The organism is Streptomyces sp. NPDC001515, assembly GCF_053597115.1.
Window position 1 is genome coordinate 200,963 of sequence record NZ_JBSFHN010000013.1, and the last position, 11,526, is coordinate 212,488.

Consider the following 11,526-nt stretch of genomic DNA (forward strand, 5'->3'; position numbering starts at 1 on the left):
CCCGGCGCGTATTGATCGTCACCGGCACCGCCGGTCATTCTGCTGCGGCAGGCACGCCCGAAAACACACCCGGCGTCCCCGCACTCCTTCTCCTTTTCTCACGGTCCGCTGTGCGTCACGGGCATGCGTGTGCCCCCAGGCGGTCCTCTTCCTTGGCTCTCCTGGAGGGAAAGCACCCATGGCTGACGAACAGCTGTACCTGCGGTCGAAGGCGATCATCGAGCCGCTCGTGGACCGCTTCTTCGCCTGGCCCTACACGATCGCTCCGGTCCAGGCCGCGATGAACCTGGCCTTCCTCCAGGTCCCGCTCCTTGAGTCCTACCTGCAGTCCCCGCAGGTCCACGTCGCCGCCAGCAACAACCCCGAGCTTCGCGGCGGCTACTTCATCAACATCCCCGAGGAGCGCGCCGACGAGGTGCGCGACCTGCTCGCCACCATCAAGCGCGACCGCGCCGAGATGCTCCGCTTCGCCCACGCCATAGCCGCCGGCCAGGAGATCCTGCGCGCCAACGCGACCGGCTTCGACCTGACCCCGCTCTACCCGAAGCTCCCCACCGAGCTCGCCGGCCTCGTCGAGCTCGCCTACGACACCGACAACCAGGCGCAGATGCGCTTCCTCGAACCGGTCGTCTACAAGAGCGCCGTCTACCAGGAGGAGCGCCAGTCGGTGCAGCTCTCGCTGGAGACGGGCATCGAGCGCCCGTTCATCCTCAGCACCCCGCGTCTGCCCTCGCCCGACGTCCTTGAGCTGCAGATCCCCTTCCGCCACGAAGGTCTCGCCGAGCTCTTCAAGAGCCGCGTCCACCCCACGACCCTCGCGCACCTGCGTGACGCCCTCGGCCTGGACGACGAGCAGGCCAAGCAGCTGCGGACCCTGCTCACCGACAAGCCGAGCCTCTCCGAGGACCGCCACATCGAGGACGGCGGCCGCATCCGCTACTTCGGACACGCCTGCCTCGTCCTGCAGACGCCCGAGGCCGCCATCGTCACCGACCCGTTCATCAGCGCCGACAGCGACAAGACCGACCGGTACACGCTGGACGACCTGCCCGACTACATCGACCTCGTCCTCATCACCCACGGCCACCAGGACCACATCGTCCTGGAGACGCTGCTGCAGCTGCGCGGCCGGCTCGGCGCCATCGTCGTCCCGCGCTCCTCGCGCGGCAATCTCGCCGACCCCTCCATGGCGCTGATGCTCCGCAACCAGGGCTTCACCGTCATCGAGGTCGACGACTTCGACGAGGTCCCCTTCCCCGGCGGCAAGATCACCGCCACCCCGTTCCTCGGCGAGCACTGCGACCTCGACATCCGCGCCAAGTCCACCTACTGGGCGGAACTGGCCGGCAAGAAGGTCTTCATCGGCGCCGACTCCTCCGGCATCGAGCCGTCCCTCTACCGCTACATGAAGGACCACCTCGGCCGGGCCGACATCGCCTTCCTCGGCATGGAGTGCGACGGCGCGCCGCTGACCTGGCTCTACCAGGCGCTGCTGACCATCCCGGTCACCAAGAAGATGAGCAACTCCCGCAAGCTCTCCGGCTCCAACGCCGAGCAGGCCGCCGCGATCATGACCGAGCTCGGAGCCAAGGAGGCCTACGTCTACGCCATGGGCGAGGAGGACTGGCTCGGGCACGTCATGGCCACCACGTACACCGAGGACACCTACCAGATCAAGCAGATCGAGGAGTTCCTGACCTGGTGCAAGGAGCGCGACATCCCCGCCGGTCACCTCTTCAAGCAGCAGGAGTGGCGCTGGTAGTCGCCCCCGGCCGGTAGTCACCCCCCGGCTGGTGGCCGGGCCCGGTGGAACCGGACCGGACGGCCCGGACCGGCCCGAGACCGTCACCGCACCCGATCGAGCACGGCCCGGCGCGGAGCACCCCAGGCACTGCCCGGGGTGTCCCGCCCGGCCGTCGGCACACACCCGTCACCCGGCATCTGCCCTGAGGAGGCCGCTCCATGGTCGTGCAGGACATCGCGTACGTAGAGCTGTTCACCAAGGACAAACGCTCGACCACCGACTACTTCGTCAACGCCCTCGGATTCACCCGCGTCGCCGACTCCGTCGAGGTCGACCGCAGTTCCGTCCTGCTGCGGCAGGGCGACGTCCAGGTCGTCGTCACCACCGGCCGAGCCACCTGGAGGTTCTGCGACGAACACGGCGACGGCATCGCCGACATCGCCATGACCTGCGACGACGTCACCGCCACCCGCGACGCGGCCCTGAGCGCCGGGGCCCGCGCCGAGACCTCCCCGCGCGGCGACACCGTCGTCAGCGGCTTCGGAGACGTCGTCCACACCCTCGTCCCCGCGCCCGCTTCCACCGCCGAGCGGTTCCCGCCCCGCCGCACGTGGGTCCCCCTCGACGGGCCCCACCACCCGCCGGGCCGCGTCACGTCCCTCGACCACGTGGCGGTCTGCCTCTCCGGCGGCACCCTCGACGCGTACGCGCGCTTCTACCAGGACGGCTTCGGCCTCGACCGCTTCTACTCCGAGTACGTCAGCGTCGGCGACCAGGCCATGGACTCGATCGTCGTCCGCAACCCCCACGGCGGCGTCACCTTCACCCTCGTCGCACCGGACCCCGACAAGCACACCGGCCAGCTCGACTCGTTCCTCGAACGCAACGGCGGCCCCGGCGTCCAGCACCTCGCCTTCCTCGTCGACGACATCATCCCGGCCGTACGGGAGTGCAGGCAGCGCGGCGTCGACTTCCTCACCACCCCCGACGCCTACTACGACGTCCTCGCCGACCGCTTCCCCGACCTGCGGGCCATCGTCGGCGAACTCCGCGACACCCAGGTCCTCGCCGACCGCGACGAATGGGGACACCTCCTGCAGCTGTTCAGCCGCTCCCCGCACGAACGCAACACCCTCTTCTACGAACTGATCCAGCGTCAGGGCTCGCGCGGCTTCGGCAGCTCCAACATCCGTGCCCTGTACGAAGCGGTGGAACGCGAGCGGCTGACCGCCGGATGAGCCCCGCCGACCGCCCCGTCACCGCTGCCGCCGCCGACCGTCCGCTGACCCTGGCCGACTACGAGGCGGCGGCGCGGGGCCGCTTCGCGCCGGACGTCAGGGACTTCCTCGAAGGCGGCGCGGGCGACGAACGCACCCTGGCCGCCAACACCGCCGCCTTCGACGCCGTCCACCTGCACCCCCGCGTCCTGGCCGGACACCACGCACCGGACACCACGACCCGGATCCTGGGCAGCGACTGGGCGGCCCCCCTCGGGATCGCCCCGATGGCCTACCACGCCCTGGCCCACCCCGAGGGCGAGGTCGCCACCGCCCGCGGCGCCGGCGCCGCGGGCGTCCCGCTGACCGTCAGCACCTTCGCCGGCCGCACCTTCGAGGACATCGCCGCCGCCACCACCTCCCCGCTGTGGCTGCAGGTGTACTGCTTCCGCGACCGAGCCGTCACCCGGACGCTGATCGAACGCGCCGAACGAGCGGGCTTCCAGGCCCTTGTCCTGACCGTCGACGCGCCGCGCCTCGGCCGCCGGCTGCGCGACCTGCGCAACGGTTTCGCCCTCCCCGCAGGCATCGCGCCCGCCAACCTCACCGGCGACGGATTCGACTCACCCAGCGCACACGCGCTCGCCGAGTTCGACTCCGCCCTGGACTGGTCCGTCCTGGCGTGGCTGCGCACCGTCAGCTCCCTTCCGGTCCTCCTCAAAGGCGTCCTCACCGCGCAGGACGCGCAGCGGGCCACCGCCGAAGGCGCGCAGGGCATCGTCGTCTCCAACCACGGCGGACGCCAGCTCGACGGAGCCCCGGCCACCCTCACCGCGCTGCCCGCCGTCGCCGAGGCCGTCGACCGCGCCTGCCCGGTCCTCCTCGACGGCGGCGTACGCCGGGGCACCGACGTCCTGACCGCGCTCGCCCTCGGCGCCGACGCCGTCCTCCTCGGGCGGCCCGCCCTGCACGGACTGGCCGTCGCCGGAGCCGACGGCGTGGCCGACGTGCTCGGCATCGTCCGCGACGAACTGACCGACGCCATGGCCCTGACCGGCACCGGGACGGTGACGGACGCGACCCCCGCCCTGGTCGCCCCCGCCCCCGCCCTCGTCACTGCCCCCGCCGTCCCCGTCGCCGCCCCCGCCCTCGTCGGGCCCCCCGCCGCCGCTCCCGCCGGCACCGGGCTGCGGACACGGGACCTCCACGCCAGCGTCTCGGACCCCGTCCTGGACACGATGAACTTCCTCAACGAGATCACCACCCGCTACCCCGGCGCCGTTTCCTTCGCACCCGGACGCCCCTACGAGGGCTTCTTCGACACCGAGCAGATCTTCACCTACCTGCGCCACTACGTGGACCACCTGCACGAGCAGGGCAGCTCACCCGAGCGGATACGCACCACGCTCTTCCAGTACGGGCCCACGAGCGGCCACATCCGCGAGCTGATCGCCGACTCGCTGCGCAAGGACGAGGGCATCGACGTCCCGCCCGAGGCCGTCGTGGTCACCGTCGGAGCCCAGGAAGCGATGCTGCTCGCCGTCCGCGCGCTGATCACCGGCCCCGATGACGTCCTGCTCGCCTCCAGCCCCTGCTACGTGGGCATCACGGGCGCCGCCCGGCTCCTCGACATCACCCCGGTCGCCGTCGAGGAGGACGAGGACGGCGTACGGGTCGACCGCCTCGCCGCCGCGATCCACGCCGAACGCGCCCGCGGGCGCAGGCCCCGCGCCTTCTACGTCATCCCCGACCACTCCAACCCCTCCGGCACCACCCTGTCCCTCACGGCACGCCGCGAACTGCTCGACCTCGCCGCACGCGAGGACATCCTCCTCCTGGAGGACAGCCCCTACCGGCTCGTCAGCCCGGGGGAGCGGCTCCCGACGCTGAAGGCCCTGGACCACGACCACCGCGTGCTGCACATCGGCTCGCTCTCCAAGACCCTGTTCCCCGGCGCACGCGTCGGGTTCGCCGTCGCCGACCAGCCCGTCACCGACGACACCGGCCGCACCACGCTCCTCGCCGACGCACTCAGCAAGATCAAGTCGATGGTGACGGTCAACACCTCGCCGATCAGCCAGGCCCTCGTGGCCGGCATGCTGCTCACCGCGGACGGCCGGGCCGGCCAACTCAACAAGGCCACTTCCGCCTACTACGGGGACGCGATGCGCGTCACCCTCGACGCCCTTGCGGACGCCTTCCCGCCCCAGGAGCGCACCGCGCTCGGCGTGCGCTGGAACGAACCGAGCGGAGGCTTCTTCCTCTCCCTCACCGTTCCGTTCCGCGCCGACGAGGCAGCGCTCACCCAGGCGGCCGAGGAGTACGGCGTCATCTGGACCCCCATGGCGTACTTCCACCCCCAGGGCGGCGGCGAACACGCCCTGCGGCTCTCCGTCAGCTACCTGACGCACCAGCAGATCAAGGACGGCATCGGCCGCCTGGCCCGCTTCGTCAGAGCCCGCGCCGCGACGAACAGCCGATGACACACGGCGGTGGCTCCCCTCCGGCTGGAGGGGAGCCACCGCCGTCTCCGGCACCCGGGAGCCCGAACGGTCCGCTACCGCCCGGACAGGCCGAGGAAACGCCCGTCTGCCGGGCGTGCCGGACAGGCCCTAGAAATCGCCCGCCGGCACCTCCCGCGGATCCCGGGCCAGCGGCCACGGAGCCATCCGCGGATCGGGGATCGGCTTGGCGTCGGTCCGCGCCTCCGCCGTCTCGAAACCCCGCGCGAGATAGTTCCGCACGGCATGCCGGTGATCCAGCGTGCTCGTCCGCAGATACACGTACCGAGCCGGAAGGGCCTCGGGCCCGCCCCACTCCTCACCGGCGCGCCACGCCCGCTCCACGCAGGCCGTCAGCAGCGCGCCGCCCAGGCCGCGCCCGTAGAACTGGGGCAGCAGCCCGAACAGCACCACCTCCACCCCGCCGTCCGGCTGCGCCTCCAGCTCGAAGAAGCCCGCCACCGTGCCCCGCACCGTCGCGATCCACGTCGCCATCGACGGCCGGTGCACCCACGCGCGCCACGTCTCATGGCTCCACGAGAAGCGGTCCGTCCAGCACACAGGGGACCCGACGGCCGCGTACAGGGCCCGGCTCAGATCGACCGACGGCACCTCCGAGCGCTCCACCCGCATCTCGGTCGCCGACCGGACCGGCCGCAGCTGCTCGGGAGAGGACATCCGCAGCGTCCACGTCGTGACGTCCTGCCGGACGATCTTCGCCTCGGGACCCGGATCGACGTGCTCAGGCTGGTTCATGGCGCGGCCTTACGTGAGGGGCGGAAGAGGAAGGAGGGGCGGCGCGGGGGCGGCGCGCCCGGGTCAGTGTTTGTCGAGGAACTCGATGATCGCGTCGTTCACGGCCGCCGGACGCTCCAGGTTCCCCAGGTGCCCGCAGTCCGCGATCTCCACGTGGTCGCATCCGGGAATCGCGTCCGCGACCTCGGCCACCAGATGCGGCGGGCAGATGAGGTCGTCCGAGAAGGCGATCGTGCGGCACGGGACCGTGAGGGAACGCAGCACCTCGCGCCGGTCGCCGGCCCGGTCGACACCGGCCTGTCCGCCACCGCCGTTGCCACCACCGGTCAGCTCGAAGATCTCCAGCCAGCTCCGCGCCGACGTGTCGTCGTTGAGCGTGGCGGGGGAGAGCATCTCCAGGACGGTCCGCATCGCCTCGTACTTCGGCGGCAGCCGCACCCCGCTCTCCCGCAGCGCGAGATCCGCCTCCATCAGCGCGAGCCGCGTCGCGTCCGAACGCGCCCGGGTGGCGATGAGCACAGCCGAACGCACCAGGTGCGGGTGGTGCGCCGCCAGTTCCTGCGCGATCATCGCGCCCATCGACGTACCCACGATCCGGCAGGGGCCGATCCCCAGGGCCTCGATCAGGCCCTTGGTGTCGGCCACCATGTCGGCCAGCGCGTACATGCCCTCGGGCGCGTCGGAGGCGCCGATGCCCCGGTTGTCGAAGATCACCGTCTCGTAGCCGGCCGCGTTGATCGCGGGCGTCTGGTGCGTCGTCCACACGTGCCCGGCGGCGCCCGAACCCATGATGAGCAGCACCGGCTCGCCGCTGCCCTGACGCTGGTAGGAGAGCCGGATCCCGTTGGAGGTCACATACGGCATGACATGCCTCCGGTCACAGTCTCGGTGCGCAAGGGGAACTCCAGGTTGTCCGGGACGAAGTCGTCGCAGTCAGCGGGCACAAGAGGCGGCGCGGCCGTGCCGCACACCGCGCGCACGGCGCCGGCCACAGCGGGGCGGCCACCCTGGGCCACGGCCCCCGGCCGTGCCGGACGGTCCACCATGACACCGCCACGACCCGCCGATCAACGCCGTTCAACGAAGACGGCCGCGCGGTTGAACAGCGCGTTGACCCGTACCGGTGGGGCGCGGTCATAGTGGGCGTCCGGCCGTGCCCGTCGGGCAGCCCACAGTGGCCGGAGCCGGGGCCGTGGCCCCGCGAGGCTCCCGGCCCCGCCTTCGAGAGTCCCCCGCTCGGCGGGGCCCGGGAGCACGGCTCGCCCCACCGCCCCGACGACGCCCGGTCACGCGTATCGAGTCAGGAGCCGAGGAGCCCAGCCATGAGCGACGCCACCACGATCACCAGCACCCCCGCCACCGGCACAGCCGAACCCGGCACACCCGTCACGGACACACCCGTCGCCGGCACCGCCTGGAGCCCGCTCGTCATCCGCCCCGAGGGCGGTCCGACCGGCGCCGAGGGCGTACGCGAGAGGCTGGCGGCCCTCGGGGACGCCGGAGACCTCCTCGCCCGCGAGAAGGCGCTGGTCTTCCGGGACTTCGACGTGCCCGAAGAGGACGTCGAGACGGTGATGGACCTGCTGCTGCCCAACCGGCTCGGCTACCTGCACGGCACGTCGCCCCGTACGCAGCTCGGCGGCAACCTCTACACGTCGACCGAGTACCCCCAGCACATGACGATCGCGATGCACAGCGAACTGTCGTACAGCCACCGGTGGCCCGAGCGGCTCTTCTTCTACTGCGCCCTCACCCCCGGCGGCGGTGGCGCCACCCCCGTCGCCGACGGCGCGCGCTGGCTCGCCGCCCTCGACGCCGAGGTCCGCGAGGCCTTCGCCGGCGGCATCCGCTACACCCAGAACCTGCACGACGGGATGGGCCTCGGCCGCGGCTGGCGCCAGACGTTCGAGACCGAGGACCGCGACGAGGTCGAAGCGTTCCTGACGGCGGGGGAGTTCACCTGGCACTGGGACGCCGACGGCGGCCTGCGCATGACCAGCCCCGTCCGTCCCGCCACCGTCCGGCACCCCGTCACCGGCACCGAGGTCTGGTTCAACCAGGCCGACCACTTCCACCCCGCCGCCCTCGGCGACGAGACCGCCCGCGAACTGGCACAGATCCTGCCCCCCGAGGAACTGCCCCAGTCCGTCACCTTCGCCGACGGCAGCCCCATCCCCGACGCCTACATCCTCCACATCCACGACCGGGGCCTGGAGACGGCCGTCGACGTGGACTGGCGCAGGGGCGACTTCATGGTCATCGACAACGTCGCCACCGCCCACGGCCGGCGCCCCTACACCGGCGACCGCAGGGTCCTGGTCGCCATGTCCGGCTGACCCGCGCACACACACACGCGAGCGGGGCGCCCACCTCAACGATGGGCGCCCCGCTCGCGTACACGGTTCAGGAAGCCTTCAGACGCACCGGCAGCAGCTCGGGACCGTTCACGACGATCGAATCCAGCAGCTTCGGCTCGCCGTCCAGCTCGACGCGCACGCCCCGCTTCACCAACTCGCCGTACAGAAGCCGCAGTTCCACCCGGGCCAGCATGCTCCCCAGGCAGAAGTGCTCACCGAACCCCAGCGAGAGATGACGGTTGGGGGAGCGCCGCACGTCGAACACGTCCGGAGCGTCGAACACCGTCTCGTCCCGGTTCGCCGACGGCAGCCAGAACACCACCTTGTCGCCTGCCTCGATCCGCCGGTCGTGGATCCGCACCGGCCGCACGGCCGTCCGCATGATGTGCGTGGCCGTCGACGTCCAGCGCAGCACCTCCTCGACCGCGGACGGCAGCAGCGACGGATCCTCGCGCACCGCACTCCACTGCTCCGGGTGCTCCAGGAGCGCGAGCATCCCCCCGGCGGCGGCGATGCGGGTGTTCTCCGTACCTCCGACCAGCAGGTTGTCGCAGTTCAGGATCACGTCGTCGGGACTCAGCCGCTCACCGTCCACCACCGCCGTCGCCAGGACGCTCACCAGGTCGTCGCCCGGGTTGCGGGCCTTGTCGGCCTGCAGGGCCTCGAAATAGCCCAGGATGTCCAGGTGCGCGAAGCGCCGGGCGAGCGGATCGCCCGCCGCGAATGCCTGGCTCGTCAGGTCGTACAGGCGCTCCCAGTCCGACTCGGGCACCCCCATCATCCGGCAGATCACGTAGAGCGGGATCCGGGCCGCGACATCGGCGACGAAGTCACACGTGCCCCGCTCCAGCGCCGCCTCGACCACCCCCTCGGCGATCGACGCCATCTCCGCCTCCAGGGCGCGGACCGAGCGCACGGCGAACCAGCCGTCGACCAGGCCCCGCAGCTGCTTGTGCCGGGGGGCGTCGGTGAGGGCCAGCGTCCGCCCGCCGCCCGGGTCCGCCCCGTGCTCGGCCGGCCGCAGCAGGATCCCCTGCGCCGAACTGAACGTCTCCGCGTCCCGGTATGCCGTACGGATGTCCTTGTAACGCGTCAGGGACCAGAAACCCGGAAGCTCACCCGGCCGGTGCCAGTGCACCGGATCGTTGGCACGCAGCCAGGACCATTGCGAAAAGGGATCACCACGGGAATAGAGTTCCGGATCCACCAGATCGATGTGCGGCGCTGAATCGGGCATACGGGTGCCTCGCAGGGAAATCGGGAAGGGGAGAGAAGCCATAGGCGCCATTCACCGTCCCAAAAGCCTTCACGCCCCGTCAAGATTCGCCCCTGACCTGTGAAGCAGCCGTTCAACTGCCTTTCTCGCACAGTTGAACGCACCCTCGACGCACGTTGATCCGTCATCGTGGCTCGGTCATAGTGGGTCGCCGCGCCAGTGCTCGATGAAGACGAATTCTCAGGTCGCAGCTTTGTTCAACAGGAGCTGGGCGGTCATGCGCGTGCCCCGGTTGAGGCAGCCCGTGCTGTTCCAGTCGACGATCCAAACGATTGGAGTGCGTGGCATGGCCAAGAACGAGGGCGAGTTCATCGAATTGATGGGTGGACAGCTCGGCATCTGGTATGCACAGCAGCTCGCCCCCGAAAACCGGTCATTCCTTCTCGCCGAGTACATCGAGATCCACGGACCCGTCGACCACGCCCTGCTCGTGCGCGCGGCCGAACTGCGGATCCGCGAGACCGAGACGGTGCGCCTGCGCCTGAAGACCGTCGACGGCACCCCCGTCCAGTACCTCCACGACGCGGCCGACTACCCCGTCGAGGTCGTCGACGTCAGCGGCGAGAAGGACCCCCGCGCCGCCGCCCGCGCCTGGATGGACGCCGACCTGCGCCGCCCCGCCGAACTCGACGGCGGAGCGCTCTACAACGCCGCCATCATCACGCTGGACGAGGAACTCCACTACTGGTACATCCGCGTCCACCATCTCGTCTTCGACGGCCAGAGCGGCGTCGTCGCCGCCGCCCGAGGCGCGGAGATCTATGCCGCTCTCCTCGAAGGCCGCGACCCCGCCGAAGGCGCGCTCGCCCCCTTCTCCGTCCTCCACGAGGACGACCGCGCCTACCGCGGCTCCGCGCAGTACGACGAGGACCGGCTCTACTGGCTCGACCGCCTCGCCGGCCACCCCGCCCTCGCCGGAGGCGACGCCCACAAGTCCCGCCGCGCCCAGCACGCCCCGCTGCGGCACACCGACGGCATCGACACCGACGCGGCCGACAGCCTCAAGCGCGGCGCCCGCCGCCTCAGAACGAGCTTCCCCGGCCTCATGATCGCCGCCGCCGCGCTCTACCAGCACCGGGTCAGCGGCGAGCGGGAGATCACCGTCGGCCTGCCCGTACGCGCTCGAGGCGACCGCCGCACGCTCGCCGTCCCCGGCATGACCTCCAACATCCTGCCCCTGCGCCTGAGCATCGGCCCCAAGACCACGGTCGAGGAGCTCGTACGCCAGACCTCCCGCGCCGTCCGCGAGGGCATGAAGCACCAGCGCTACCGCTACCGCGACATGCTCGGCGACCTCCAGATCACCGACGGTGACCTGTGCGGCCTCCACATCAACGTGATGGCCTTCGACTACGACCTCCGCTTCGGCACCTGCCGCACCGTCACCCACAACCTGTCCACCGGCCCCGTCGACAACCTCCGCATCGACGTCTACGACCGCGGCGGCATGCAGATCAACGTCGACGCCAACCCCGACGCCCACGACCTCGACGAGGCCGCCGCCGTCTCACGCCACTACCTCAACGTCGCCACCTGGCTGGCCCACGCCGAACCCACCGCCCTCGCCGCCCATGCCGACCTCCTCGATGAGGGGGAGCGTGAGCGGGTGGTGGTGGGGTGGAACGAGACGGCGTCGGGGTCGGTTTCGGGTTCGTTGGTGGAGTTGTTCGATGCG

General features: G+C 71.1%; 8 protein-coding genes. 5 read left to right on the top strand and 3 right to left on the bottom strand.

Going from position 1 to position 11,526, the window contains the following annotated elements; all coding sequences use genetic code 11:
* Window positions 1-178 precede the first annotated feature (178 nt).
* The 3 genes from ACWCXC_RS16310 to ACWCXC_RS16320 all read left to right on the top strand — a co-directional run bounded on the left by ACWCXC_RS16310 (window position 179) and on the right by ACWCXC_RS16320 (window position 5,444).
* The gene (locus ACWCXC_RS16310; RefSeq protein WP_450889328.1) at window positions 179-1,762 is read left to right on the top strand and encodes an MBL fold metallo-hydrolase; all 1,584 of its coding nucleotides are present in this window, start codon (window positions 179-181) and stop codon (window positions 1,760-1,762) included.
* A 200-nt stretch (window positions 1,763-1,962) separates the two neighbouring features.
* Entirely contained in the window at window positions 1,963-2,982 is a 1,020-nt protein-coding gene (gene hppD / locus ACWCXC_RS16315; protein WP_450683218.1) for a 4-hydroxyphenylpyruvate dioxygenase, read from the top strand.
* Window positions 2,979-5,444 (top strand): aminotransferase class I/II-fold pyridoxal phosphate-dependent enzyme, encoded by a 2,466-nt coding sequence (locus tag ACWCXC_RS16320; protein WP_450889331.1) that lies wholly within the window; start codon window positions 2,979-2,981, stop codon window positions 5,442-5,444. Before hppD ends, ACWCXC_RS16320 begins: the two co-directional genes overlap by 4 nt.
* 129 nt (window positions 5,445-5,573) lie before the next feature.
* Here the strand turns inward: ACWCXC_RS16320 and ACWCXC_RS16325 are convergent, their stop codons facing one another.
* Window positions 5,574-6,218 carry a GNAT family N-acetyltransferase gene (locus tag ACWCXC_RS16325; RefSeq protein WP_450683220.1) on the bottom strand — a complete coding sequence of 215 codons (645 nt, stop codon included), beginning with the start codon at window positions 6,216-6,218 and terminating at the stop codon, window positions 5,574-5,576.
* 63 nt (window positions 6,219-6,281) lie between these two features.
* The gene (locus ACWCXC_RS16330; protein ID WP_450889333.1) at window positions 6,282-7,082 is read right to left on the bottom strand and encodes an alpha/beta fold hydrolase; all 801 of its coding nucleotides are present in this window, start codon (window positions 7,080-7,082) and stop codon (window positions 6,282-6,284) included.
* Between the two features lie 458 nt (window positions 7,083-7,540).
* Here ACWCXC_RS16330 and ACWCXC_RS16335 point away from each other — a divergent pair, with 458 nt between their 5' ends.
* Window positions 7,541-8,554, top strand: coding sequence for a TauD/TfdA family dioxygenase (locus ACWCXC_RS16335; RefSeq protein ID WP_450683222.1), 1,014 nt, complete (start codon window positions 7,541-7,543; stop codon window positions 8,552-8,554).
* A 67-nt stretch (window positions 8,555-8,621) separates the two neighbouring features.
* On the opposite strand, the gene ACWCXC_RS16340 is transcribed toward ACWCXC_RS16335, so the two are convergent.
* Window positions 8,622-9,812, bottom strand: a complete 1,191-nt coding sequence (locus ACWCXC_RS16340) for a cytochrome P450 (protein WP_450889336.1) — start codon at window positions 9,810-9,812, stop codon at window positions 8,622-8,624.
* Between the two features lie 325 nt (window positions 9,813-10,137).
* On the opposite strand from ACWCXC_RS16340, the gene ACWCXC_RS16345 reads away from it, so the two are divergent.
* Window positions 10,138-11,526 (top strand): condensation domain-containing protein (locus ACWCXC_RS16345; protein WP_450889338.1); only part of this gene is annotated, 1,389 nt, incomplete at its 3' end.

Excerpts from the sequence above, each read along its gene's own strand:
- ACWCXC_RS16310 (WP_450889328.1), top strand. The coding sequence starts at position 179 with ATGGCTGACGAACAGCTGTACCTGCGGTCGAAGGCGATCATCGAGCCG.
- hppD (WP_450683218.1), top strand. The coding sequence starts at position 1,963 with ATGGTCGTGCAGGACATCGCGTACGTAGAGCTGTTCACCAAGGACAAA.
- ACWCXC_RS16320 (WP_450889331.1), top strand. The coding sequence starts at position 2,979 with ATGAGCCCCGCCGACCGCCCCGTCACCGCTGCCGCCGCCGACCGTCCG.
- ACWCXC_RS16325 (WP_450683220.1), bottom strand. The coding sequence starts at position 6,218 with ATGAACCAGCCTGAGCACGTCGATCCGGGTCCCGAGGCGAAGATCGTC.
- ACWCXC_RS16330 (WP_450889333.1), bottom strand. The coding sequence starts at position 7,082 with ATGCCGTATGTGACCTCCAACGGGATCCGGCTCTCCTACCAGCGTCAG.
- ACWCXC_RS16335 (WP_450683222.1), top strand. The coding sequence starts at position 7,541 with ATGAGCGACGCCACCACGATCACCAGCACCCCCGCCACCGGCACAGCC.
- ACWCXC_RS16340 (WP_450889336.1), bottom strand. The coding sequence starts at position 9,812 with ATGCCCGATTCAGCGCCGCACATCGATCTGGTGGATCCGGAACTCTAT.